Here is a 24,486-nt window from a genome sequence, read left to right on the forward strand (position 1 = left end):
TCTCCTAGTTTCGAATCAAGTGACCGCTGGCCCCAAGTAACTGGCCATCCAGTAAAGCACCTTGCTCGCCGAGGCTCAGCCGTCCTTCGGCGAACCAGCGTACGGCCATCGGGTAGATCAGGTGTTCCTGAACGTGAACCCGTTGCGCCAGACTTTGCGGCGAATCGTGCAACTCTACCGGTATTACTGCCTGTACGACCAGTGGTCCGCCATCGAGTTCCTCGGTGACGAAGTGCACGGAGCAGCCGTGTTCGGCGTCGCCGGCTTCCAGCGCGCGCTGATGCGTGTGTAACCCTTTGTATTTGGGTAGCAGCGACGGGTGGATGTTGAGCAGGCGACCCTGGTAGTGACGGACGAAGTCAGCGCTGAGAATGCGCATGAAGCCGGCCAGTACCACGAGTGTGGGGTTGAATTCGTCGATCAGTTCGATCAGAGCGGTATCGAAGGCCTCGCGGCCCTCGAATCCCTTGTGATCCAGCGAGCGGGTGGCGATCCCCGCGTCACTGGCGCGTTGCAGGCCGTAGGCGTCGGCGCGGTTGGAAATCACCGCAGCGATGCGGACCGGGCTGTCGCCGGTCCGCGTGCTGTCGATCAGGGCCTGCAAGTTACTGCCGGTGCCGGACAACAGCACCACGACATCACAGGTCTGGGACATCAGTGAGCCTTGAGGTTCTTCAGTTCGACCTGGGCCGCGCCTTCGGCAGCGACAGCGATCTGACCGATGACCCAAGGCTGTTCGCCGGCGTCACGCAGGGTGTTCAGGGCAACTTCAACGTGCTCCTGAGCCACGCAGATCACCATGCCCACGCCGCAGTTCAGAACGCGGTGCATCTCGGTTTCGTCGACGTTGCCTTTCTCTTGCAGCCAGTCGAAGACGGCCGGGCGGTTCCAGCTGGCCACGTCAACCACGGCTTGAGCGCCTTTCGGCAGAACGCGCGGGATGTTGTCGAGCAGGCCGCCACCGGTGATGTGGGCCATGGCTTTGACAGCGCCGGTGTCCTTGATCAGCTTGAGCAGCGGCTTCACGTAGATGCGGGTCGGGGCCATCAGCAGTTCGGTCAGCGGCTTGCCGTCGAGCTGAACGGTTTCGATGTCGGCACCGGACACTTCGATGATCTTGCGGATCAGCGAGTAGCCGTTGGAGTGCGGGCCGGACGATGGCAGGGCGATCAGGGCATCACCGGTGGCGACTTTCGAGCCGTCGATGATTTCGGCTTTTTCCACGACGCCGACGCAGAAGCCGGCCAGGTCGTAATCTTCGCCTTCGTACATGCCAGGCATTTCAGCGGTTTCGCCGCCGACCAGCGAGCAGCCAGCCAGTTCGCAGCCTGCACCGATGCCGGTGACCACGGTGGCGGCTACGTCGACGTTCAGCTTGCCGGTGGCGTAGTAGTCGAGGAAGAACAGCGGCTCGGCGCCGCACACCACCAGATCGTTGACGCACATGGCGACCAGGTCCTGGCCGATGCTGTCGTGCTTGTTCAGGTTCAGCGCCAGACGCAGCTTGGTGCCGACGCCGTCAGTACCGGAAACCAGCACCGGCTGTTTGTAACCGGCCGGGATCTCGCAGAGGGCGCCGAAACCGCCCAGGCCGCCCATGACTTCCGGGCGCGCAGTGCGCTTGGCGACGCTCTTGATGCGTTCGACCAATGCTTCACCGGCGTCGATGTCTACACCGGCGTCCTTGTAGCTCAGGGAGGGTTGCTTGCTCATGATCCAGGCCTTTAGGGGAGGGGATTCAGGGGTAACGACCGAGTTCAGCGGGAGCGCCGAATCCGACAGGGGCGATTGCCTCACGCGAAGTTCGGGGTGCCCGGCTGTTGCCGGTCTGCGAAGGCGCGCGATTTTATCAGGCTTGAGGGGCAGCGGCCATCCTCACGCCGACGGGCAGGGGCATATCGATGGAAAAATTTTGCAATTGACGCTGTGGATGACATCACGGGTGCCTGTATAAGGAACCGTCTATCGTTAGGACTGTGCAAAAACTTACCGACCGCGTGTGAATGTTTTGCGACGGCCTGTGGTCACAGGCTTGCCACAACGGTACACGCGGCCTGTTCCAGCCGCTCTTGTCGACGGGAATTCTCCATGCGTTTTTGTAAATTGCTGTTAGTAGGTGGCTTGTCTCTGATCAGCCTGGCGACTCAGGCCGAAAACGTCAAAGGTCTTTATCAGGTACGCGAACCGGTCACTGGTCAGTCGCCAGAAGAGCGCGATCGCGCGACCCAGGCTGCGCTGGATACGCTGGTGCTGCGCCTGACCGGCGACCCGAAAGCCCCGCAGAACCCGGGGCTGGCGCCGGTTCGCAAGGACCCGCAGCAGATCATCAGCCAGTTCGGTTTCGATGCCGGGCCGCCGGAAGTACTGAAAGTCGATTTCGATCCGGGAACCACCGAGCAGGCGTTGCGCCGCGCCGGGCTGTCGCTGTGGGGCGCCAATCGGCCCTCGATCTTGAGCTGGTGGCTGAATGATTCAACTGAAGGCTCGAGTCTGGTGGGTGACGGTCAGGCCAGTGCCGCGCCTTTGCGCCGTGCCGCCCAGCACCGTGGGTTGCCGTTGCGCCTGCCGTTGGCGGACTTGAGCGAGCAATTGGTTGCCACGGCACCAGCGCTCGAAGGAGCCGACCCGGCCCCGTTGCGTAACGTTTCCGAGCGCTACAACGCAGATGCCTTGCTCGCGGTGCACGCCCGCGAGGAAGGCGGGCAATGGCAAGCCAAATGGCAATTGTGGCTGGGCGACAAAAAAGAGGCGGGCAACGTACAGGGCGCGGATCAGGCAGCTGTAGCAGACGCGGTGATGCTGGCGGTCACTGAACGTCTGGCGCCACGTTTTGTGGCCAAACCGGGTGCGTCCGGCCAGCAGACCCTGGAGGTGCATGGCATGAATCTGGAGCACTACGCGGTGCTGCTGCGGTTACTCGAACCGTTTGGCGTGCGTCTGCAAAGTGTCGATGCCGATCGCATCCTGTATCGGGTCAATGGCAGTGCTGATCAGTTGCGAGCGCAGTTGTCGCTGGCGAAGCTGCAGGAACTGCCGGCCGAGACGCCGGCTCCGGTCGCTGCGCCGCAACCTGCGGTCGCCGGGGTGCCGTCAGTCGTTGCGCCGACGCCGACACCGGTGGCGCCGTCCTTGCGGTTCCGCTGGTAGGTTTTCTTTCTTATATATAAGCAATGGAGTGTTACATGGGCGATACGCGGCGTTGGTTCTGGCTCGGTGGGGTGCTCCTGCTTTGTGCGTTTGTCTGGTTGCTGCATCCGATCCTCACGCCGTTCCTGGTGGCGCTGCTGCTCGCCTATCTGTTCGATCCGCTCGTCGATCGTCTGGAGCGCCTGGGGCTGTCGCGCACCTGGGGTGTGATTGCGGTGTTCGCCTTGTTCACCCTGATCGTCACCGCGTTGTTGCTGGTGCTGGTGCCGATGCTCGCCAAGCAATTGCTGCGGCTGTATGAGCTGGCGCCGCAGATGCTCGACTGGTTGCAGCACACCGCGGTGCCATGGGCGCAATCGAAGCTGGGGCTGTCGGACGGCTTCTGGAAGTTCGACAAGGTCAAGGCCGCGATCAGCGAGCACATGGGCCAGACCACCGACATCGTCGGTGTGGTGCTGAGTCAGGCGACGGCCTCGAGCCTGGCGCTGATCGGCTGGCTGGCGAATCTGGTGCTGATCCCGGTGGTGAGCTTTTATCTGCTGCGCGACTGGGACGTGATGATGGCCAAGATCCGTGGCCTGTTGCCGCGTGATCGAGAGGAGCGTGTAGTGGCGCTGGCGGGTGAGTGCCACGAGGTGCTCGGCGCGTTCGTGCGCGGGCAGTTGCTGGTGATGCTGGCCTTGGGCGTGATTTATGCGGCCGGTCTGATGATTGTCGGGCTGGAGCTGGGTCTGTTGATCGGTCTGATCGCGGGGCTGGCGGCGATTGTGCCGTACATGGGGTTCGTGATCGGCATCGGTGCGGCGCTGATTGCCGGGTTGTTCCAGTTCGGCGGTGATCTGTATCCGATGATCGGAATCGTGGCGGTGTTCATGGTCGGTCAGGCGCTGGAAGGTATGGTGCTGACGCCCTTGCTGGTGGGGGACCGGATCGGTTTGCACCCGGTGGCGGTGATTTTTGCGATTCTGGCCGGTGGCGAGCTGTTCGGCTTCACCGGTGTGCTGCTGGCATTGCCGGTGGCGGCGGTGATCATGGTGCTGGTGCGACACGTCCACGATCTGTACAAGGATTCCGACATCTATAGCGGGGTGGATGAGCCGGAGTTGTAATCGGGACGCGCGGGCTGCCCGATGGATCATCGGGTTGGCCCGTCTCATGCAGGCCATGGCGCCAAAGAAACTGTCATAAAACCAGCACGTTAACGCAAACCTTTGATTTTGCTTGGGGTCTGTCGCATTGTGCGCTCCGCTTCACGGGTATAAACTTCGCTCACTTTACACAGAGGCCACTAACGGTTCCTTGGGAACTGTTCAGTCAGCATGAAACCGATTCAGCTGCCCCTAGGTGTGCGTCTGCGTGATGACGCCACCTTCATCAACTACTACCCAGGCGCCAATGCCGCTGCACTCGGCTATGTCGAGCGTCTATGCGAAGCCGACGCCGGCTGGACCGAAAGCCTGATCTATCTGTGGGGCAAGCACGGGGTAGGGCGTACGCATCTGTTGCAGGCCGCGTGCCTGCGCTTCGAGCAGATGGGGGAACCGGCGGTGTACCTGCCGCTGGCCGAGTTGATGGATCGCGGCATCGAAATCCTCGACAACCTCGAACAGTACGAACTGGTCTGCCTGGATGACTTGCAAGTGATTGCCGGCAAGGCGGACTGGGAAGAGGCGATGTTTCATCTGTTCAATCGTCTGCGTGACAGCGGTCGGCGTCTGCTGATTGCGGCGTCCACTTCGCCGCGTGAACTGCCGATCAAACTTGCCGACCTGAAATCGCGCCTGACCCTGGCGCTGATCTTCCAGATGCGTCCTCTCTCCGATGAAGACAAATTGCGTGCCCTGCAATTGCGCGCATCCCGTCGCGGTCTGCATCTGACCGACGAGGTCGGGCATTTTATTTTGACTCGCGGTACCCGCAGCATGAGCGCGCTTTTCGATCTGCTGGAGCAGCTCGATCAGGCCTCTTTGCAGGCTCAGCGCAAGCTGACCATTCCCTTCCTGAAAGAAACGCTGGGCTGGTAAAACCGGGGCTTTCAGCCGGTTTCGGCATATTTCAGGCGTCAGAAAACCCGCTTTCCTGTGGGTTGCACAGGCCGCGTCTCGACTCAAATAGGCTTAAGCGCTTAGATGTTAACGAGAAACCGAGAAGTCACAAAAAGATCGATTGAATTTGCAAATGAGGCTGATAGCGGGCATAGTCTCGGCTTCTTTACAACTATCAGCCACGGTCGTGCCCATGCTAAAGCGCTTCGCACCCCTCGTGCCTCTCGCACTCGTCACCCTGTTGTTCGGTTGCGCTGCTCATTCACCTGTTAATCAAGAGCAGCAACAACAGGCTAAAAACTCTGCCACCGCCCAGTCTTCCGTTATTTACCAGGAAGAGCTGGACACCGAAAAAGAACTCGCCGATTTCAACGGCAAGAAGCCTTACCAGCTTCCGGTTCTGGCCGACAGCATCCTCGAACGCGGCATGTCCCTGATCGGTACCCGTTACCGTTTCGGCGGTACCTCTGAAGCCGGTTTCGATTGCAGCGGTTTCATCGGCTACCTGTTCCGCGAAGAAGCCGGCATGAACCTGCCGCGCTCCACCCGCGAAATGATCAACGTGGATGCGCCGCTGGTTTCGCGCAGCAACCTCGAGCCGGGCGATCTGCTGTTCTTCGCCACCAATGGTCGTCGCGGTCGTGTAAGCCACGCCGGGATCTACCTGGGCGACAACCAGTTCATCCATTCCAGCTCTCGTCGCAGCGGCGGTGTTCGCATCGACAGCCTGGGCGACAGCTACTGGAGCAAGACCTTCATCGAAGCCAAACGTGCTTTGGCGAACGCTCCAACCGTGGTAACCGCTCGCAAGTAATCACTCGATTGTCGCCACGCTCGTGGCGACAAAGCGGCCCTTCAGAGGCAATAGACTTAAACTTTACAAGGTGAAGTTAAAGTCTTACTTGAAGTTTGCCGCGTAGCCGCTAGAATCCTGATCTATATTGATGGCAAACCGCCTGCGTCCCAACGCAGGCGGTTTTGTTTTCTGTCGAATCGGCAGTCAAAGCCTCAGCCAGATCAGGATGTTCTGCATATGACGATGTCGGCCCGCTTTGCCTTGATGTTCTTCGCAGCGCTGCTCAGCGCTTGCGCCAGCCGCACTCCGCCGCCTGCGCCGGTGGTTCGCGCTCCTATCGTGTTCGGACCCTCCCAGGCCTTTTCACCCGCTGCCGAAGACGTGCTGTTCCGCGCGCTCGGGCTGGTGGGCACGCCTTATCGCTGGGGCGGCAATACGCCGGATTCGGGCTTTGATTGCAGCGGCCTGATCGGGTTTGTCTACCGCGATGCCGCCGGCATCAGCCTGCCGCGTTCGACCCGCGAGATGATCGTCATGCAGGCGCCGAATGTCGGCAAGGAAGGGCTGCAGACTGGCGACCTGATCTTCTTCGCCACCAATGGCGGCTCACAGGTCAGTCATGCGGGGATCTACGTCGGGGAAGGGCGCTTCGTTCATGCGCCGGCCACCGGTGGTACGGTGAAGCTGGACAGCCTGTCGAAGGCGTATTGGCAGAAGGCTTATCTGAGCGCCAAGCGCGTTCTGCAGCCAGAACATCTGGCGCACAACCCGTAGTCCAGATACATAAAAACCCGTGGGAGCGGAATGGCTCCCACGGGTTTTTTTATGCCTGCAATACGCTAGCGGGTCGCTGACACCCGCCACACCTTGTTCCCCACGTCATCTGCCACCAGCAATCCACCTTGCTGGTCGATCACGACGCCGACCGGGCGACCCAAAGCGTTCTCGTCCTTGTCGAGGAAGCCGGTCAGCACATCCACTGGCGTCCCGCTCGGCTTGCCAGCGGCAAATGGCACAAAGATCACCTTGTAACCGCTGTGCGGCTTGCGGTTCCACGAACCGTGCTGGCCGATGAATGCGCCTTCCTTGAACTGCGCCGGCAGGCGATTGCCTTCGGCGAAAGTCAGGCCCAGTGAGGCGGTGTGCGGGCCGACGGCGTAGTCGGGGGCGATGGCCTTGGCCACCATGTCCGGCCGCTGTGGTTCCACGCGCACGTCGATGTGCTGGCCGTAGTAGCTGAACGGCCAGCCATAGAACCCCCCGTCCTTGACCGAGGTGATGTAGTCCGGCACCAGATCGCTGCCGATTTCGTCACGCTCGTTCACGGCTGTCCATAGCGCGCCAGTTTGCGGCTCCCAGGCCAGGCCGTTGGGGTTGCGGATGCCCGAAGCGAAGATCCGGTGATTGCCAGTGGCGCGATCCACTTCCCAGATCGCCGCACGGCCTTCTTCCTGATCGAGGCCGTTTTCGCCGACGTTGCTGTTCGAACCGACGGTGACGTACAGCTTGCTGCCGTCCTTGCTGGCGATGACGTTCTTGGTCCAGTGATGGTTGAGCGTGCCGCCCGGCAGGTCGACGACCTTGATCGGCTGGCTCTTGATTTCGGTCGCGCCGGGCTCGTAGTTAAAGCGCAGCAGGCGATCGGTATCGGCGACGTACAGATCGTTACCAACCAGAGTCATGCCGAACGGCGAGTTGAGGTTCTGCAGGAACACCGTGCGGGTTTCGGCCACGCCATCATGATCGGCGTCACGCAGCAGGGTGATGCGATTCGGGCTGGGAACGCCGGCACCGGCGCGGCCCATGACTTTCTTCATCACCCAACCGCGAATGCCTTTGCCGTCATCAGGTTTTGGCGGGGCGTTGGTTTCCGCCACCAGCACATCGCCATTGGGCAGCACATACAGCCAGCGCGGGTGATCGAGGTTCTCGGCAAAGGCTGCCACTTGAGTGTCTGCCGCTGCCGTCGGTTTCGCGCCGGCCGGCCAGCCGATGGCCGGGGCGATGTTCACCGTCGGGATCAGGGTCTTGTTCGGTTCGGGCAATCGGGGTGACGGGCCGGTGCCGTCGGAGACTTGCAGGCTGGAGGATTCACCACAGGCGGCGAGCCCTCCGGCGAGCACGATGACGAAAACGAGCTGGGGCTTGCGCATTACTGATCTTCCCTATGAATGCATTCTTTATCATAGAGAAGCGCGCAAGCCCGATGGTTCAACCCTCAGCCGCGGGCTTCCTTGAACAGCACGGCAATGCCGGGGTGATAGTTGCCGGCTTCGCTGCGCAATTTGCGATAGGCGTAGGGGAAGTACCAGGCGACGGCGCAGGTGTGTTCCTTTTGCAGGTCGTCGACCATGTCCTGCAGTTCTTCCGGGCTGGCGCTGTGCTGGGCTTTTTGCGGGGCGACGAACAGGCAGCCGAGTTTCAGGTCGCTGGCGTAGCTGATGCGCTTGGCGTCGCTGGTGATATCCGCCAGAGCCTGGGTCAGATTCAGGCTGGTGACGCGCGGCCAGCGTTGAGTGGCCTGAATGTAGGCGCGATCCTCGGCGCCAGCGATAAACAGGTCGGCGCGGGCATTGCGCTCGCCTTCTTCGTTTTGTTTGCGGGTGGCGGTGTCGCGCAGCGTCACCAGTTCGGCCATCCAGGCAGCGGCGGACAGCAGGCCGAGGTTGGCTTTTTCGTCGTGCCAGTAGGGGGTGTCGTTGTCGCCGCGCACGGCGTTGTAGCGGTCGATACAGTCAAACCAGCGTTCCAGCACCGGGCGCAGGAATTCCAGCCGCGGATTGCTGATGATCATGCCTTGCATGGTGCTCTCCCTTGTTATTGTGATGTGCTCTCTGCAGTCAAAAAGCATGGCTCTTTGATATCACTGCTGACAGTGTGGCACAAGATTGGCGTCAGTTAATTGATCGGCGGCAGTTATTCGCCGCACAAGCTCCTCTTCAATTGACGCTCCACCCCCAACCCTCTAACCTTCGCGGCTTGTTTCAGGTGCTCTGTGACCGCTGTCGACAGAGTGAAACAGGGAAGCCGGTGAGGCGGGTCTTCAAGCGAAGAGCCCTCACGATCCCGGCGCTGCCCCCGCAACGGTAAATGAGTAAAAGCTGCGTCTGATGCCACTGCGTAAAAGCGGGAAGGCGCGCAGCCAGGCACCAGCCGCTCATGAGCCCGGAGACCGGCCTGATCCATCCAGCGGCATCACGGTGGGCGATGCCAGGCTTGTTGCCGTCTATTCTTGTGCCTGCCCGCCGTTATCCAGCCTCAACGGAGAGCTCCCCCATGACTGATTCCCCCGAACGCGACGAGCGCCACCTGGCGCGCATGCAGCGCAAAAAAGCCGTGATCGACGAACGCATCGCCAATTCGCCAGACGAATGCGGCTTGGTGTTGGTGCTGACCGGCAACGGCAAAGGCAAGAGCAGCTCGGCATTCGGCATGCTCGCCCGCGCCATGGGCCACGGCATGCAGTGCGGCGTGGTGCAGTTCATCAAGGGCCGCAACAGCACCGGCGAAGAGTTGTTCTTCCGCCGCTTCCCCGAGCAAGTGCGTTTTCATGTGATGGGCGAGGGCTTCACCTGGGAAACCCAGGACCGCCAGCGCGACATCGCCGCCGCCGAAGCGGCCTGGGAAGTCTCCCGCGAGCTGCTGCGCGATCCGTCGATCGGTCTGGTGGTGCTCGATGAACTGAACATCGCTCTCAAGCACGGTTACCTCGATCTGGATCAGGTGCTCAGCGATCTGCAGGCCCGCCCGCCAATGCAGCATGTGATTGTCACCGGTCGCGCCGCCAAGCCGGAAATGATCGAGATGGGCGACACCGTCACCGAAATGGGCATGATCAAGCACGCCTTTCAGGCCGGCATCAAAGCGCAGAAAGGCGTCGAACTTTGAATCAACCACGTCACTGCCCGGCGGTACTGATCGCCGCGCCGGCCTCCGGTCAGGGCAAGACCACCGTCACCGCCGCGCTGGCCCGTCTGCATCGCAATCAGGGGCGCAAGGTTCGCGTGTTCAAGTGCGGCCCGGACTTTCTCGACCCGATGATTCTCGAGCGCGCCAGCGGTGCGCCGGTCTATCAATTGGACATGTGGATGGTCGGCGAGCAGGAAAGTCGTCGACTGCTGTGGGAAGCCGCCGCTGAAGCCGATCTGATCCTGATCGAAGGCGTGATGGGGTTGTTCGACGGCACGCCGTCGAGCGCCGACCTGGCCCGGCATTTCGGCGTGCCGGTGCTGGGTGTGATCGACGGCACGGCTATGGCTCAGACCTTCGGCGCCTTGGCGCTGGGCCTGGCGCGCTATCAGCCAGATTTGCCGTTTGCCGGCGTGCTGGCCAACCGTGTCGGCACCGTGCGCCATGCGCAATTGCTCGAAGGCAGCCTCACCGAAGGCCTGCGCTGGTATGGCGCATTGTCCCGGGAAACCGGGATCGAACTGCCGAGCCGCCATCTCGGTCTGGTGCAGGCCAGCGAACTCAATGACCTCGACGTGCGCCTCGACGCCGCCGCCGAAGCGCTGGCCGGCACTTGCGAGGTAGCGCTGCCACCGGCCGTGGAATTCGCCGCGCCAGAAATCCTTGAGACCGAAAAGCTGCTCGAAGGCGTGCGAATTGCCGTCGCCCGCGACGAAGCCTTCGCCTTTACCTACGGCGCGAGTCTCGATCTGTTGCGGGCGATGGGCGCCGAGTTGAGTTTCTTCTCGCCGATCCGCGATACGCAATTGCCCGATGCTGACAGTCTGTACCTGCCCGGCGGTTATCCGGAATTGCACCACGTTGCCTTGTCGCAGAACACTGACATGCTCAAAGCGATCCGCGCGCACCATGCGGCCGGCAAACCGCTGCTCGCCGAATGTGGCGGCATGCTTTATCTGCTCGACTCGCTGACCGATGTCGAAGGCACCCGCGCTGAGTTGGTCGGCCTGCTGAGTGGCGACGCCGTGATGCAAAAACGCCTCGCCGCGCTGGCGCTGCAAGAGGTCGAACTACCTGAGGGCCTGTTGCGCGGCCACACCTATCACCATTCCTTGACTACCACCGAACTGACACCGATTGCCCGTGGCCACAGTCCCAACGGCGGGCGCGGCGCGGAAGCGGTATATCGGGAAGGACGGATGACTGCCTCGTACGTGCATTTTTACTTTCCGTCGAATCCGTCGGCGATTGCCGCACTGTTGGTGCCATGACCGACAACGCCTTCACTGACGCCGAGCGCGAAGCGGTCTACCGCGTTATCGCCGAACGTCGCGACATGCGCCACTTCAGCGGCGGCACGGTCGAGCCTGAACTGCTGCGCCGTTTGCTTGAAGCCGCGCATCAGGCGCCGAGCGTCGGCCTGATGCAGCCGTGGCGCTTCATCCGTATCAGCGACCGCGCGCTACGTGGCCAGATCCAGAACCTTGTTGAAGAAGAACGCGTGCGCACCGCCGAAGCCCTGGGCGAACGCAGTGACGAGTTCATGAAGCTTAAGGTCGAGGGCATCAACGACTGCGCCGAAGTGTTGGTCGCGGCGTTGATGGACGATCGCGAGCGGCACATTTTTGGCCGCCGCACGCTGCCGGAAATGGACATGGCGTCGCTGTCCTGCGCAATCCAGAACCTGTGGCTGGCCGCGCGTGCCGAAGGCCTAGGCATGGGCTGGGTGTCGCTGTTCGACCCACAGGCGCTGGCCGATCTGCTGAAACTGCCGGCCGGGGCCAAGCCGCTGGCGGTGCTTTGCCTGGGGCCGGTCAAGGAATTCTATCCGGCGCCGATGCTGGTACTCGAAGGGTGGGCGCAGGCGCGTCCGCTCAATGAGCTGCTGTATGAAAATTTTTGGGGAGTGAGTCAATGAGTGTGGCGTTGTTGAGTGTCGCCGCGGTTGCGCTGGATGCGCTGCTGGGTGAACCGAAACGCTGGCATCCGCTGGTGGCGTTCGGCAATTTCGCCGGGCGCATCGAGCAACGTTTCAATAGCGCTGGTCGCGGTTGGCGCAGCCATGGCGTTACCGCGTGGGTGATCGCGGTGTTGCCGCTGACCCTGCTGGCCACGGCGTTTTCCTGGGCGCCGTATGTGGGCTGGATCGTCGAGATTCTTGCGCTGTATTGCGCCCTCGGCATGCGCAGTCTCGGCGAACACGTCGAGCCGGTCGCCAAGGCTCTGCGCGCCGATGATCTGGAAGAGGCGCGCAAGCGTGTGGGTTATCTGGTCAGCCGTCAGACCGATGAGCTGGACAGCACCGCCGTCGCCCGCGCCGCCACCGAATCGGTGCTGGAAAACGGCAGCGATGCGGTGTTCGCCGCGCTGTTCTGGTTTGCCGTGGCCGGTGCGCCGGGCGTGGTGCTCTATCGCCTGAGCAATACGCTCGACGCGATGTGGGGCTATCGCAACGAACGCTTCGAGCGTTTCGGCTGGGCGGCGGCAAAAATCGACGACGTCCTGAACTACATTCCTGCGCGGCTGGTGGCGTTGACCTACGCGCTGTTGGGCAAGACCCGACTCGCGCTGAAATGCTGGCGCACTCAGGCGCCGAAATGGGACAGCCCGAATGCCGGCCCGGTGATGGCCGCCGGCGCGGGTGCCTTGGGCGTCGAGCTGGGTGGCCCGGCGATTTACCACGGCGAGCTGCACGAGCGTCCGCAACTGGGCGAGGGCGTACCGGCGGATGCCGATTCCATTGATCGCGGCTGGCAATTGGTCCAGCGCGGGGTATGGTTATGGCTGCTGATTCTCTGCGTGGGGGCTGAATTCTATGCTTGAGCACGGTGGCCGGTTGCGCAGGGCGGCGCTCGAATACGGCATCGCTGAGGAAGATTGGCTCGACCTGTCCACGGGGCTGGCGCCTTGGCCGTTTCCGGTCCCGGACATCCCGTTGCGGGCCTGGGCGCGCCTGCCGGAGAGCGATGATGGTCTGGAGCAGGCCGCGTGCGATTACTACGGCGCGGCGCAAGTGCTGCCGGTGGCCGGTTCGCAGATGGCCATCCAGTTGCTGCCGCGTTTGCGCCGGGCTGGCAAGGTCGGTGTGTTGTCGCCGTGTTATGCCGAGCATGCCGAAGCCTGGCGCCGCAGCGGCTATATCGTGCGTGAAGTGCTGGAGCAGGAGGTCGATTTTTTCGTAGACAATCTCGATGTGCTGGTGGTGGTCAATCCGAACAATCCCACCGGTCTCAGTCTGACCCCGGCCAGATTGCTCGACTGGCATGCGCGGCTGGCCCGGCGCGGTGGCTGGCTGGTAGTCGATGAGGCGTTCATGGACAACACGCCGCAACTGAGTCTGGCGCCGCATGCCCATCAAGTGGGTTTGATCGTATTGCGTTCGTTCGGCAAGTTTTTCGGTCTGGCCGGTGTGCGGCTGGGGTTCGTGCTGGCCGAGCGCAAGTTGCTCAAATTGCTCGCCGAGCAGGTCGGGCCATGGGCGGTCAGCGGGCCGACTCGCGTGCTGGGGCAGGCTTGTCTGCGCGACACCGAAGGCCATACCCGCCAGCGCATCCGCAGCGACGAGGCCAGCGAGCGTTTGGCTTCGCTCCTTGCGCGCAACGGTTTCGAACCGCAGGGCGGTTGCGCGCTTTTTCAGTGGCTGATCACCGAGTCCGCCGCGACGCTGCAAGACTTTCTGGCCCGACGCGGCATTCTGGTACGCCTATTTGTGCATAACAGCAGCCTGCGTTTCGGTCTGCCCGCCAATGCCGCTGAAGAAACGCGTCTGGAGCAGGCGTTGCAAGCTTTCGTCAAGGAAATCCAATGACAACCCTGATGGTGCAGGGCACCACCTCCGATGCCGGCAAAAGCACGCTGGTGACGGCGCTCTGCCGCTGGGCAACCCGTCAGGGCGTTGCCGTGGTGCCGTTCAAACCGCAGAACATGGCGCTCAACAGCGCGGTGACTGCCGACGGCGGCGAAATCGGTCGTGCGCAAGCGGTGCAGGCCCAAGCGGCGTTTCTCGAACCTCACACCGACATGAATCCGGTGCTGCTCAAACCCAACAGCGACACCGGCGCCCAGGTCATCATCCACGGCCGTGCGGTCACCAGCATGAACGCCGTCGCCTATCACGACTACAAAGCCATCGCCATGCAGGCCGTGCTCGCTTCCCACGAGCGTTTGAGCGCCGCGTATCCGCTGGTGATGGTCGAAGGCGCGGGTTCGCCGGCAGAGATCAATCTGCGTGCCGGCGACATCGCCAACATGGGCTTCGCCGAAGCGGTGGATTGCCCGGTGCTGTTGATTGCCGACATCAATCGCGGCGGCGTCTTTGCTCATCTGGTGGGCACGCTGGAACTGCTGTCGCCGAGCGAACAGGCACGAGTCAAAGGCTTCATCATCAACCGGTTTCGCGGTGACATCGCCTTGTTGCAACCGGGCCTCGACTGGCTGGAACAGCGCACCGGCAAACCGGTGGTGGGCGTGCTGCCGTACGTGCTGGACCTGCATCTGGAAGCCGAGGACGGCATCGACCAGCGCCAGACCGACAAGGCCGAGCAAGTCCTGAAAGTGGTGGTACCGGTACTGCCGCGCATCAGCAACCACACCGATTTCGATCCGTTGCGCCTGCATCCGCAGGTGGATCTGAAATTCATCGGCCCGGGGCAAGCGATTCCGGCTGCCGACCTGATCATCCTGCCGGGCTCGAAAAGCGTGCGCAGTGACCTGGCCTATCTGCGCGCCAATGGCTGGGAACCGGCCATCCGCCGTCACCTGCGTTACGGCGGCAAATTGCTCGGGATCTGCGGCGGTCTGCAAATGCTCGGCGAGCAGGTGCACGATCCGCTGGGCCTTGAAGGCGCGCCGGGTTCCAGCGCCGGTCTGGGGTTGCTGGCGTTTGAGACACAGCTCGAAGCCGAGAAGCAATTGCGCAATGTGCGCGGACGTCTGGCGCTGGAAGATGCCGAGGTCAGCGGTTATGAAATCCATGCCGGCGTGACGACCGGATCTGCGCTGGAAAATGCCGCTGTGCTTCTGGACGACGGTCGCTGCGACGGCGCGCAAAGTCTCGACGGGCAGATTTTCGGCACCTACCTGCATGGCCTGTTCGAATCGCCGGCGGCCAGTGCCGCGCTGTTGCGCTGGGCCGGTCTGAACGATGTGCAGGAGGTGGATTACCACGGCCTGCGCGAGCGCGACATCGAGCGGCTGGCGGATCTGGTGGAGAAGCATCTCGATACCGATCTGTTGTGTGAACTCTGTGGCATCCAGGCTGGATGTGATGGCCTCTTCGCGGGCAAGCCCGCTCCCACAGGGTGCTGAGTGTACTCAAATGCCATGCTTGGCCTAAATCCATTGTGGGAGCGGGCTTGCCCGCGAAGAGGTCAGTTGTTTCAACGAATTTTTTTCAGGATGCCCCCATGCTCCAGTTGATCCTCGGCGGCGCCCGCTCTGGCAAAAGTCGTCTGGCCGAAAAACTCGCCACTGACAGCGCACTCGCCGTCACTTACATCGCTACCAGTCAGCCGCTGGATGGCGAGATGAATGAGCGCGTCGCTCACCATCGCGCCCGCCGTCCCGCTGAATGGGCTCTGATCGAAGAGCCGCTGGAACTGGCCCGTGTCCTGCGCGAAAACGCCGGTCCCGAGCGTTGCCTGCTGGTGGATTGCCTGACGCTGTGGCTGACCAATCTGCTGATGCTCGACGACGCCGAACGCCTCGCCGCCGAACGCGAAGCCCTGCTCGAATGCCTGGCGTCGCTGCCGGGTGAAATCATTTTTGTCAGCAACGAGACCGGAATGGGTGTCGTGCCGCTGGGCGAATTGACTCGCCGCTATGTCGATGAAGCCGGTTGGCTGCATCAAGCTCTGGCCGAGCGTTGTCAGCGAGTCGTCCTGACGGTCGCCGGCCTGCCCCTGACTCTGAAAGGACCTGCGTTATGACTCAAGCCTGGTGGCTGAACCCGTGCAAACCGGTGGATACGAACGCCGTTGAAAACGCCGCGGCGCGTCAACAGCAATTGACCAAACCCGCCGGCTCCCTCGGGCAGCTCGAATCGGTGGCGGTGCAACTGGCCGGATTGCAGGGCCAGGTCAAGCCGACACTGGATCAAGTCTGGATCACGATTTTTGCCGGCGACCATGGCGTTGTCGCCGAAGGGGTTTCCGCGTTCCCGCAGGAAGTCACCGGGCAGATGCTGCTGAATTTCGTCAGCGGCGGCGCGGCGATCAGCGTGCTGGCGCGGCAACTCGGCGCGCAGCTGGAAGTGGTGGATCTGGGCACGGTGAAGCCGTCGTTGAACCTGCCGGGCGTGCGTCACCTGAACATCGGCCCGGGCACGGCGAATTTCGCCAAGGGCGCGGCGATGACTCAGGCCCAGGGCGAACTCGCCTTGCAGGGCGGTCGCGACAGCGTGCTGCGTGCGAAGGCGGCGGGTGCGCAATTGTTCATCGGCGGCGAAATGGGCATCGGTAACACCACGGCCGCCAGTGCGCTGGCCTGTGCGCTGCTCGATTGCCCGGTGGCGCATCTGACCGGTCCTGGCACCGGACTGAATGCCGAAGGCGTCAGCCACAAGGCGCAGGTGATCGAGCGGGCGCTGGCACTGCACGCGGCGCAGCGTGGCGACGCGTTGCAGACCCTGTTCAATCTCGGCGGCTTCGAGATTGCGGCTTTGGTTGGCGCGTATCTCGCGTGTGCTCAGGAAGGTGTGGCGGTGCTGGTGGACGGTTTCATCTGCACCGTCGCGGCGCTGGTGGCAGTACGCCTGAATCCGGCCTGCCGTGAGTGGCTGCTGTTCGGTCATCGCGGTGCGGAGCCGGGTCATCGCCATGTGCTGGAAACCCTTGGCGCTGAGCCGCTGCTCGAACTGGGTCTGCGTCTGGGCGAGGGCAGTGGCGCGGCGCTGGCGGTGCCCTTGTTGCGTCTGGCCTGCGACCTGCACGGGCAGATGGCGACCTTTGCCGAAGCAGCGGTGGCGGATCGCCCGGCATGACTTTGCGTCTGGGTCTGCTGCGCCACGGTGAAACCGAACTCGGCGGAGGCCTGCGCGGCAGCCTCGACGATGCGTTGACCGAAAAAGGCTGGGCGCAGATGCGTGAGGCGGTGAGCGGGCAGGGGCCGTGGGATCGGCTGGTCAGTTCGCCGTTGCAGCGTTGCTCGCGATTCGCTGATGAGTTGGGCGCGCAGCTAGGTCTGCCGGTATCTCTGGACAAGAATCTGCAAGAGCTGCATTTCGGTGCCTGGGAAGGGCAGAGCGCCGCGGCACTGATGGAAACAGATGCCGAAGCGCTCGGTCTGTTCTGGGCTGATCCGTATGGATTTACCCCGCCGCAGGGTGAGCCGGTCAGCGATTTTTCGGTACGGGTGCTGGCGGCGGTGATGCGACTGCACGCGGCGCACGCCGGTGAGCGGGTGTTGTTGGTCAGCCATGGCGGCGTGATGCGTCTGCTGCTGGCGCGGGCCCGTGGTTTGCCTCGCGAACAACTGCTCAATGTCGAAGTCGGCCACGGCGCGCTGTTTTCGCTGATCGTCGAAGCAGACGGTTCGCTCAGGGAAGTCTGCTGACATGCTGCCCCTGTGGATCGCCCTGCAATTTCTCAGCAGCCTGCCGATTCGTCTGCCGGGCATGCCGGCGCCTGAACAGCTCGGGCGCTCGCTGCTGTTCTATCCGCTGGTGGGCTTGCTGTTCGGCGTGATTCTTTGGGCGCTGAACATTGCGTTGGCGGGCGCGCCATTGCTGTTGCACGCGGCGCTGTTGCTGACAGTGTGGGTGCTGCTCAGCGGCGCGTTGCACCTCGATGGGTTGGCGGACAGCGCCGATGCCTGGCTCGGCGGCTTCGGTGATCGCGAGCGTACGCTGACGATCATGAAGGATCCACGCAGCGGGCCGATCGCGGTGGTGACGCTGGTGCTGGTGTTGCTGCTCAAGTTCGCCGCGTTGCTGGCCTTGATCGAACAGCAGCAGGGCATGGCATTGATCATCGTGCCGCTGATCGGGCGAGCGGCGCTGCTCGGATTGTTCCTTACCACAACCTATGTCCGCGCTGGTGGATTGGGGCAGGCGCTGGCCGATCATCTGCCACGCAAAAAGGGTTGGCAGGTGCTGGCGGTGAGTGCGGCGGCGTGTGTGGTGATCGCCGGGTTCAACGCTGTCGTGGCGTTGCTGCTGGCGGTCGTCGTGTTCATCTGGCTGCGGCATCTGATGGTGCGGCGACTTGGTGGAACCACCGGTGATACGGCCGGTGCCTTGCTGGAATTGCTGGAGATGTCACTGCTGGTCGGGCTGGCCTTGTTTTGATAAGTAACTTTGATCTGTAACTTGATTTAACACAGTCGCGGGTATATACACGCATCATGCTTCCTTCTCAGTGTTTGTGCACCAACCTGCGTCGCGCCGCGCGTGGCGTCAGCAGGCATTACGACGGCGCTCTCGACGGCTTCGGGATCAACGTTGCCCAGTATTCTTTGCTGTGCAACCTGCAACGGCTGGATCAGCCGAGCATTTCCGAACTGGCCGAAGCGATGGGCCTGGATCGCAGCACCCTCGGGCGCAATCTGCGGGTGCTGGAAGGCGAGGGCCTGGTGGCGCTGGCCGAGGGCGAAGACATGCGCAACCGCATCGTCCGGCTCACCGAAACCGGTGCTCAACGCCTGGCAGCGGCCCTGCCGGCCTGGGAAGCGGCGCAACAGCGGTTAATCGACCGACTGGGTGCCGAGAAGCGTGAAACCTTGCTGCGGCTATTGGATGAACTGGCCTGAGGGCCGGTTTTTCCGAATCTAAGCGGGTATATACCCGCGACTGGAGAATAACAATGAGTTCGATGTGGCGTACGTGCGGGTGGGTGTTGCTGGGGAGTGCGCTGATTCTGGCGTTGTCATTGGGCGTGCGGCACGGTTTCGGATTGTTTCTGTCGCCGATGAGCGCCCAGTTTGGCTGGGGCCGTGAGGTGTTCGCCTTCGCCATCGCCTTGCAGAACCTGATCTGGGGTCTGGCGCAACCGTTTACCGGCGCATTGGCCGACCGCTTTGGCGCGGCAAAAGTGGTGCTGATCGGCGGTGTGCTCTACGCCTTGGGCCTGGTGTTCATGGGCCTCTCGGAAACGGCGCTGGGCCTGTCCCTGAGTGCTGGTCTGTTGATTGGCATCGGTCTGTCCGGCACCTCGTTCTCGGTCATCCTCGGTGTGGTCGGCCGCGCTGTGCCGCCGGAAAAACGCAGCATGGGCATGGGCATCGCCAGTGCCGCCGGTTCTTTCGGCCAGTTCGCCATGCTGCCGGGCACCCTAGGACTGATCGGCTGGCTGGGCTGGTCGGCGGCGTTGCTGGTGCTGGGCCTGTTGGTGGCGCTAATCGTGCCGCTGGTGAGCATGCTCAAGGACAAACCGCTGCCGGTGCTCGGCCATGAGCAAACCCTGTCTGAAGCCCTGCGCGAGGCGTGCTCGCATTCCGGGTTCTGGCTGCTGGCGTTCGGTTTTTTCGTCTGCGGATTTCAGGTGGTGTTCATCGGTGTGCATCTGCCGGCGTATCTGGTCGATCAGCATTTGCCGGCCAGTGTCGGCACCACGGTGCTGGCGTTGATCGGTCTGTTCAATATCTTCGGCACTTACACCGCCGGTTGGCTCGGCGGGCGGATGTCCAAGCCGCGTCTGCTGACCGGGTTGTATCTGTTGCGCGCCGTGGTCATCGTGCTGTTCCTGTGGCTGCCGGTGACGACGACCTCGGCCTATCTGTTCGGCATGGCCGTGGGCTTCCTGTGGTTGTCGACGGTGCCGTTGACCAACGGTACGGTGGCGACCTTGTTTGGTGTGCGAAATCTGTCCATGCTCGGCGGTATCGTGTTCCTGTTCCATCAGTTGGGTTCGTTCCTCGGCGGCTGGCTGGGCGGGGTGGTGTATGACCGGACCGGGAGTTATGACTTGATCTGGCAAGTGGCGATTCTTTTGAGCCTGCTGGCAGCCGCGCTGAACTGGCCGGTGCGCGAGCGTCCGGTCGAGCGCCTGCAACCGCGTGCGAGCGCTGCATGAACCGTTTCTGGCCGCAGATCGTCATCACCGCACTCGGCGCCGCGTTGCTGGCGCTGGTGTGGTGGGGCTGGCATCAGGGCGGGCTGGCGCTGATGCAATTGGGCATGGGCGCTTGCTAGACCGGCGGGAGGGCGAGTAACGTCGAGGTCTGACGATTGCTCAAGGATGCCCGACATGCTCAAGCGCTGGTGTGCTGTTCCCGCGTTGCTGATGGCGTTGACCGGACTGGCCCAGGCCGCGGACTGTCCGGATCTGTTGCAAGGTTCGTTGCCCAAGTTGCGGGCCAAGGAATCCATCGACCTGTGTCAGCGCTACGCCGACAAACCGCTGGTGGTGATCAATACCGCCAGCTTCTGTGGTTTCGCGCCGCAGTTCGAGGGGCTCGAAGCGCTCAATCAGCGCTACAAGGCCCAGGGCCTGGAAATGCTCGGCGTGCCGTCCAATGACTTCAAGCAGGAGTCCAAGGACAGCGCCGAGACCGCCAAGGTCTGCTACGCCAACTACGGCGTGACGTTCACCATGACCGAGCCACAGAAGGTCCGGGGTGACGATGCCACTCACTTGTTCCAGGTGCTGGCCAAGCAGAGCAGCGCGCCGAAGTGGAATTTCTACAAATACGTCATCGATCGCCAGGGCAAGGTGATTGCCAACTTCTCCAGCCTGACCAAGCCGGATGATCCGGAGTTTCTGGCGGCCATCGAGAAAGCCATTGCCTCCAAACCGCTGAAACCCTGATCGACGCCCATTAAAAAGCCCCGCCTCTGTGAAGAGAGCGGGGCTTTTTAATGGGCGAGGCCTCAAATGGTAAAGAGCTCAGCCTCGCCGTGCAGCATCAGAAGCGGTAGGTTGCGCCGACACCGAAGCCGTTTGCCGAGTTTTCATACTGCGAGTTGTAGCTCTGGCCACGATCGTTTTCGTTGCGGATGTTGACCTTCTCTTCCTTCAGGTACGAGTAGGCAACGTCGATGGTCAGGTCTTCGGTCGGGCTCCAGCCGGCACCGATGCTGAAGATGGTCCGGTCGCCGGTCGGGATACGTGGCGAACGGTCGACGTTGTTGGTCGGCGACTGGTCGAAGGTCAGGCCGGTACGCAGTACCCATTCCTTGTTCAGCTGGTAGGAGGTACCGATGGCGTAAGCCCAGGTGTCATGCCAGTTCTGTTCTTCGGTGATCTCGCCGAACTGGCCAGCCAGCAGAGGCTGTACGCCGGAGTTCTTGACGGTGATCTTTTCCAGCTGGCTCCAGCGGGTCCAGGTGGTACCGGCGTAGACGTTCCAGCGATCGTTGATCGCCTGAGTGACCGAGAGGTCCACGGATTCAGGTGTGGTGATCTTCAGTGAAGCATCGTATTTCTGGTTCGCACCCAGGCCGATCGCGCCCAGCACACCGTAGTTGACCTTGGTGTTGCCTTCGAGCTTGTAGTCGACTTTCGAGTGGTAGGTCAGACCCAGGCGAGTGGTGTCGGTAGCCTGTACCAGCACGCCGATGTTGTAGCCCAGTGCGGTGTCGTCACCCTTGATCTTGACCTTGCCGTCCGGCGCAGCCTGAGTGATCGACAGGTTGGATTCCAGCGCACCGTCGATGCGGTTGATGGTCGGACCGAAACCGATCGACACCACGTCGTTGAACTTGTAGCTGACGGTTGGCTGGAAGGTAATGACTTGGACTTCGGACTTGCTGCCGAAGTAACGGCCGGCGAAGCCGTTTTCATAATCGGTAATCAGGCCGAAGGGTACGTACACACCCAGGCCGAATGCCCAATGCTCGTCGATCGGCTTGACGTAGTAGCCCATAGGTACGGAGGTGAAGGGCACCATATCGCCTTTGTTGCTGCCGCCGTTAGGGCTGGAGCTGCCATCGCTGATATCGGTTTTTGCGTCGAGGAATGCAACACCGCCAGTGACTTGTTCGCGCGTGATGCGCGACATGCCGGCAGGGTTGCCGTAAACAGTACTTGCGTCGTCGGCAGAAGAAGATCGCCCGGCGTACCCAGTCCCCATCCCGCTGATGCTGTGTTCGTTGATGGCAAAGCCAGCTGCGAAGATCTGGGTGGATGCCACGGTTACGGCAAGGCTAAGGGTGGTTTTGAGCATGACTTTTTTCATTATTAGAACTCCTGGTGATCACCGGGGCGAAAATTACCAACATTTTCGTCCCGGCGCTATAGTCCGTATGGCTTGATTTAGAGCGGTTTTGTAGGACAATCCGACCAGATTCGCTACTCGTTGGGCGATGTTGCGAAACCGGTGGGTCAGCAAGCGACCTGATTCAGCGGTGAAACACAGGTTTGCCAGGCGCAGGTGAAATCACGAAGACGACCTTGCGGCTGGAAGGTCTGACGCCAGATGCGCGCCATGCCCAGCAGATCGTCCGGCTCGGGGAGGACAGGGTTTTGTTCTTCCACCAGCAGCCAGGCGATGGCTGTGGCGTAACGCAGGTTGACGGTCAGTTCCAGGTGCGGGCCGCTGAGGAAGGCATGCTGGCTGGCGAGGCCGCGCACCAGGCTGGCACGTTCCGGATCCAGTGCAAGGTAATGATCCCAGAGGGCCTGGTGACGGTGTTCGGCAATCCGGTACAGGCCGTGGCCACGGCGGTCATGCAGGGCGGAACCGAGGGCGGACTGGCTGGCGGCAATGCCCAGCAACAGGGATTCGGCAGTTGCGCAGTGGCGTCCCAGGTAGATCAGCGTAGGACGGATCACATAGCGGCACAGTTCGCTGGCAGCGATACCCATAAAACCCTCGGATCTTGTTGTCGGGCGGCGAGACCTGAAGGGGAGCTTGGCAGCTGTGGATCGACTCAGGCTCGCCGGAAGCGGATCACGCCGCTTGAGTTGAAGTGTAGTGTCATATTCGCGACGTAAAGGCCTGTTTTTAAAATATTTCCGGCGAGGCGTTATAACCGTTATATCGGATAGTGATTAGGCAGAAAGTGACAAAAGTGAAACATCGGGCAATAAAAAGCCCCGCATTTTCAGCGGGGCTTTTGCTTTTGCAGCCATTTCGGCCTCTCAGGCGATCAATGCCTGGCGGGTGCGATCAATCACGGCCTGCAGCGGTTCGGCGCTGGAGTATTGATCGGGGTACAGACGCTCGCTGTGGCGGGCGATCCCGTGTTCATTGACCACGGTGAAGCTGAAGCAGCCTTTGCGAGCGGCCATGATCAGGCAGTTCATTGGAGCAAAAGCGTTGGTTAGGGTGCGAATGGCATCCTGAGTCTGGATTTGAGTCGACATAGTTATTAGGTGTTCCTACAAATGACACGGATAAGAACCGTGCAACGTTAAAACGTTCCAGTAACGCCAACCACCATTGGTCGAACGAAGAACCCGACTGGAACAAGGCAGCCAGTTCGAGCGCTATAAAAGTTGGCGCGCTTGGGCTGGCAGGTAGGTACTTAGGAGGACAGGCAACACATCGAGGGCAGAGGTTCTGGGCCCGGGGTGAAGATCCTGATCAATCTGCAGGTTGGTTCGGTCAGAGTAAGTGGTCTTCGCAACACCCTTTGCATTCGATTCAAAGGCTGTGTTGTCGCAAGATTTACCTGGAAACCATCGAGGGGTCGGTCCCGCTTTTGTCGGTGGAGGCTTCTTTGAGAGAAGGCTGACCGTGGGGTGTGTTCGACCGGAATTGACTTTCAGCTTGGTACTAACGCCGCGGATACTAACGGAACAGCCAGCGGAAGGCAAACCGGATTGCGTAAAAAATATATTGTAGAAGTAGTCCGGACCAGCGCCTGCCCCGATCTGGCTCATATCACGACCGCTGGTCGCCGTGGCGTTGTGGCCACGGGCGCGCACCCCGTCCGGCTTATCCCCAGCCTCTCTCTCAAAACGACCCGAAAAGGCGCACCGATATAACCGCGTAACAGGTACTTGTGCACATTAGTTGCGCAGACTGTAACGGCACTGTCACAACAATCCTGACCCGGGTCGCTGCCTGCATCAAAAGTTTAAGTCAATGAAAAACATCGCTTTTTTTAACTGGTGAAAAAATCGTCAGTTTGAGCGCGGGCCCCGTTCCACAAGGCTTTGCGACGTGTTGGAGGCGGTTGTCCACTGAGTTATCCACAGCTTCTGTGGATTGTCCCGAGCGCTTGCTCTAGCACGGGCGTGCCGGGTTTTTTTCGACTTTACCTGTGCGAAAAAAAGAGTAGAGTGGCGCGCCTTCCGATCTGTCCCACAGTGCTTTATGAAGTTTCGTTCAGCTCCAGAATCTGTTACCTCCCAACCCCCTCGTGTTACCGCTCCCAAGCGATTTTCCGTGCGTGTGGCCGAATGGCTGCTGGACAGCCCGCGTCTGGGCGACAGCCAGAATGCCAAGCACCTCGCCGGCCGCCTGCTCAAGCAACCGGCCCGGGAAGGGGTGGTGGCCGCGCAAAGTCGCCTTGGCCAGCTGATGTGCCGCGAGTGCGGTAATGCTCGGGATCGCCGCATCGGCCAGGACCTGTTGCGCCAGGCCGCCCGTGCCGGTGACCGGCGCGCGCAACAGGAACTCGGTCTGATCGAAGACTGAGCTGTCCAACACCGGACGCCTTGGTTAACCTTCAGGCTTTATCGGATCGGCGGGAATCACTATGGCGAT

At 61.6% G+C, this 24,486-nt stretch carries 27 protein-coding genes and 1 riboswitch; of the genes, 20 read left to right on the forward strand and 7 right to left on the reverse strand.

Features of this window, described 5'->3' with window-relative positions:
* Positions 1-4 precede the first annotated feature (4 nt).
* The gene (gene purN, locus N8H71_RS12045; protein WP_262194140.1) at positions 5-655 is read right to left on the reverse strand and encodes a phosphoribosylglycinamide formyltransferase; all 651 of its coding nucleotides are present in this window, start codon (positions 653-655) and stop codon (positions 5-7) included.
* Complete coding sequence (gene purM, locus N8H71_RS12050) at positions 655-1,713, reverse strand: phosphoribosylformylglycinamidine cyclo-ligase (RefSeq protein ID WP_007950393.1); 1,059 nt, start codon at positions 1,711-1,713, stop codon at positions 655-657. The genes purN and purM overlap by 1 nt, the downstream gene beginning before the upstream one ends.
* A gap of 375 nt (positions 1,714-2,088) precedes the next feature.
* Here purM and N8H71_RS12055 point away from each other — a divergent pair, with 375 nt between their 5' ends.
* From N8H71_RS12055 to N8H71_RS12075, 5 genes are all read left to right on the forward strand, one after another.
* Positions 2,089-3,147: a DUF2066 domain-containing protein gene (locus N8H71_RS12055; RefSeq protein WP_262194141.1), complete on the forward strand. Its 1,059-nt coding sequence runs from the start codon at positions 2,089-2,091 to the stop codon at positions 3,145-3,147.
* Positions 3,148-3,182: 35 nt separating this feature from the next.
* Positions 3,183-4,256, forward strand: coding sequence for an AI-2E family transporter (locus tag N8H71_RS12060; protein ID WP_115077048.1), 1,074 nt, complete (start codon positions 3,183-3,185; stop codon positions 4,254-4,256).
* A gap of 210 nt (positions 4,257-4,466) precedes the next feature.
* Entirely contained in the window at positions 4,467-5,171 is a 705-nt protein-coding gene (gene hda / locus N8H71_RS12065; RefSeq protein WP_007950396.1) for a DnaA regulatory inactivator Hda, read from the forward strand.
* Between the two features lie 214 nt (positions 5,172-5,385).
* Positions 5,386-6,006, forward strand: coding sequence for a C40 family peptidase (locus N8H71_RS12070; RefSeq protein ID WP_007950397.1), 621 nt, complete (start codon positions 5,386-5,388; stop codon positions 6,004-6,006).
* A 219-nt stretch (positions 6,007-6,225) separates the two neighbouring features.
* Positions 6,226-6,762 (forward strand): C40 family peptidase, encoded by a 537-nt coding sequence (locus tag N8H71_RS12075; RefSeq protein ID WP_262194142.1) that lies wholly within the window; start codon positions 6,226-6,228, stop codon positions 6,760-6,762.
* Positions 6,763-6,827: 65 nt separating this feature from the next.
* Here N8H71_RS12075 and N8H71_RS12080 read toward each other — a convergent pair whose 3' ends face one another.
* A complete protein-coding gene (locus tag N8H71_RS12080; protein ID WP_262194143.1) occupies positions 6,828-8,141 on the reverse strand; it encodes a PQQ-dependent sugar dehydrogenase in 1,314 nt (437 codons plus the stop codon).
* A gap of 65 nt (positions 8,142-8,206) precedes the next feature.
* On the reverse strand, positions 8,207-8,791 hold the full coding sequence (locus tag N8H71_RS12085; RefSeq protein WP_064378668.1) for a hypothetical protein: 585 nt from the start codon (positions 8,789-8,791) through the stop codon (positions 8,207-8,209).
* 166 nt (positions 8,792-8,957) lie between these two features.
* Positions 8,958-9,183, forward strand: a riboswitch (cobalamin riboswitch).
* A gap of 81 nt (positions 9,184-9,264) precedes the next feature.
* On the opposite strand from N8H71_RS12085, the gene cobO reads away from it, so the two are divergent.
* The 14 genes from cobO (at position 9,265) to N8H71_RS12155 (ending at position 20,639) form a co-directional block, all read left to right on the forward strand.
* Positions 9,265-9,876: a cob(I)yrinic acid a,c-diamide adenosyltransferase gene (gene cobO, locus N8H71_RS12090; protein ID WP_007950401.1), complete on the forward strand. Its 612-nt coding sequence runs from the start codon at positions 9,265-9,267 to the stop codon at positions 9,874-9,876.
* Positions 9,873-11,168 carry a cobyrinate a,c-diamide synthase gene (locus N8H71_RS12095; RefSeq protein WP_262194144.1) on the forward strand — a complete coding sequence of 432 codons (1,296 nt, stop codon included), beginning with the start codon at positions 9,873-9,875 and terminating at the stop codon, positions 11,166-11,168. The genes cobO and N8H71_RS12095 overlap by 4 nt, the downstream gene beginning before the upstream one ends.
* A complete protein-coding gene (gene bluB / locus N8H71_RS12100; RefSeq protein WP_262194145.1) occupies positions 11,165-11,815 on the forward strand; it encodes a 5,6-dimethylbenzimidazole synthase in 651 nt (216 codons plus the stop codon). The genes N8H71_RS12095 and bluB overlap by 4 nt, the downstream gene beginning before the upstream one ends.
* Positions 11,812-12,720 (forward strand): adenosylcobinamide-phosphate synthase CbiB, encoded by a 909-nt coding sequence (cbiB, locus tag N8H71_RS12105; protein ID WP_085747065.1) that lies wholly within the window; start codon positions 11,812-11,814, stop codon positions 12,718-12,720. Before bluB ends, cbiB begins: the two co-directional genes overlap by 4 nt.
* Positions 12,713-13,705, forward strand: coding sequence for a threonine-phosphate decarboxylase CobD (gene cobD, locus N8H71_RS12110; protein WP_262194146.1), 993 nt, complete (start codon positions 12,713-12,715; stop codon positions 13,703-13,705). The genes cbiB and cobD overlap by 8 nt, the downstream gene beginning before the upstream one ends.
* The gene (locus N8H71_RS12115) at positions 13,702-15,204 is read left to right on the forward strand and encodes a cobyric acid synthase (RefSeq protein WP_262194147.1); all 1,503 of its coding nucleotides are present in this window, start codon (positions 13,702-13,704) and stop codon (positions 15,202-15,204) included. Before cobD ends, N8H71_RS12115 begins: the two co-directional genes overlap by 4 nt.
* 98 nt (positions 15,205-15,302) lie before the next feature.
* The gene (gene cobU / locus N8H71_RS12120) at positions 15,303-15,824 is read left to right on the forward strand and encodes a bifunctional adenosylcobinamide kinase/adenosylcobinamide-phosphate guanylyltransferase (protein ID WP_085655475.1); all 522 of its coding nucleotides are present in this window, start codon (positions 15,303-15,305) and stop codon (positions 15,822-15,824) included.
* Positions 15,821-16,876, forward strand: coding sequence for a nicotinate-nucleotide--dimethylbenzimidazole phosphoribosyltransferase (gene cobT, locus N8H71_RS12125; protein WP_262194148.1), 1,056 nt, complete (start codon positions 15,821-15,823; stop codon positions 16,874-16,876). The genes cobU and cobT overlap by 4 nt, the downstream gene beginning before the upstream one ends.
* On the forward strand, positions 16,873-17,448 hold the full coding sequence (cobC, locus tag N8H71_RS12130; protein ID WP_262194149.1) for an alpha-ribazole phosphatase family protein: 576 nt from the start codon (positions 16,873-16,875) through the stop codon (positions 17,446-17,448). Before cobT ends, cobC begins: the two co-directional genes overlap by 4 nt.
* Before the next feature lies 1 nt (position 17,449).
* The gene (locus tag N8H71_RS12135) at positions 17,450-18,181 is read left to right on the forward strand and encodes an adenosylcobinamide-GDP ribazoletransferase (protein WP_262194150.1); all 732 of its coding nucleotides are present in this window, start codon (positions 17,450-17,452) and stop codon (positions 18,179-18,181) included.
* A 56-nt stretch (positions 18,182-18,237) separates the two neighbouring features.
* Positions 18,238-18,642: a MarR family winged helix-turn-helix transcriptional regulator gene (locus N8H71_RS12140; RefSeq protein ID WP_007950413.1), complete on the forward strand. Its 405-nt coding sequence runs from the start codon at positions 18,238-18,240 to the stop codon at positions 18,640-18,642.
* 53 nt (positions 18,643-18,695) lie between these two features.
* Positions 18,696-19,904: an MFS transporter gene (locus tag N8H71_RS12145; RefSeq protein WP_262194151.1), complete on the forward strand. Its 1,209-nt coding sequence runs from the start codon at positions 18,696-18,698 to the stop codon at positions 19,902-19,904.
* Complete coding sequence (locus N8H71_RS12150) at positions 19,901-20,023, forward strand: hypothetical protein (RefSeq protein ID WP_262194153.1); 123 nt, start codon at positions 19,901-19,903, stop codon at positions 20,021-20,023. The genes N8H71_RS12145 and N8H71_RS12150 overlap by 4 nt, the downstream gene beginning before the upstream one ends.
* 55 nt (positions 20,024-20,078) lie before the next feature.
* On the forward strand, positions 20,079-20,639 hold the full coding sequence (locus N8H71_RS12155) for a glutathione peroxidase (RefSeq protein ID WP_127797348.1): 561 nt from the start codon (positions 20,079-20,081) through the stop codon (positions 20,637-20,639).
* 97 nt (positions 20,640-20,736) lie between these two features.
* On the opposite strand, the gene N8H71_RS12160 is transcribed toward N8H71_RS12155, so the two are convergent.
* The 3 genes from N8H71_RS12160 to N8H71_RS12170 all read right to left on the reverse strand — a co-directional run bounded on the left by N8H71_RS12160 (position 20,737) and on the right by N8H71_RS12170 (position 23,138).
* Positions 20,737-22,008: an OmpP1/FadL family transporter gene (locus tag N8H71_RS12160; protein WP_007950417.1), complete on the reverse strand. Its 1,272-nt coding sequence runs from the start codon at positions 22,006-22,008 to the stop codon at positions 20,737-20,739.
* Positions 22,009-22,154: 146 nt separating this feature from the next.
* Positions 22,155-22,637 (reverse strand): hypothetical protein, encoded by a 483-nt coding sequence (locus N8H71_RS12165; protein WP_007950418.1) that lies wholly within the window; start codon positions 22,635-22,637, stop codon positions 22,155-22,157.
* A gap of 276 nt (positions 22,638-22,913) precedes the next feature.
* The gene (locus N8H71_RS12170) at positions 22,914-23,138 is read right to left on the reverse strand and encodes a hypothetical protein (RefSeq protein ID WP_007950419.1); all 225 of its coding nucleotides are present in this window, start codon (positions 23,136-23,138) and stop codon (positions 22,914-22,916) included.
* 955 nt (positions 23,139-24,093) lie between these two features.
* On the opposite strand from N8H71_RS12170, the gene N8H71_RS12175 reads away from it, so the two are divergent.
* The gene (locus N8H71_RS12175; protein ID WP_081493545.1) at positions 24,094-24,417 is read left to right on the forward strand and encodes a hypothetical protein; all 324 of its coding nucleotides are present in this window, start codon (positions 24,094-24,096) and stop codon (positions 24,415-24,417) included.
* The last annotated feature ends 69 nt before the right edge of the window (positions 24,418-24,486 follow it).

The sequence above is a fragment of the Pseudomonas koreensis genome (assembly GCF_025447595.1).
Classification (GTDB): domain Bacteria; phylum Pseudomonadota; class Gammaproteobacteria; order Pseudomonadales; family Pseudomonadaceae; genus Aquipseudomonas; species Aquipseudomonas koreensis_H.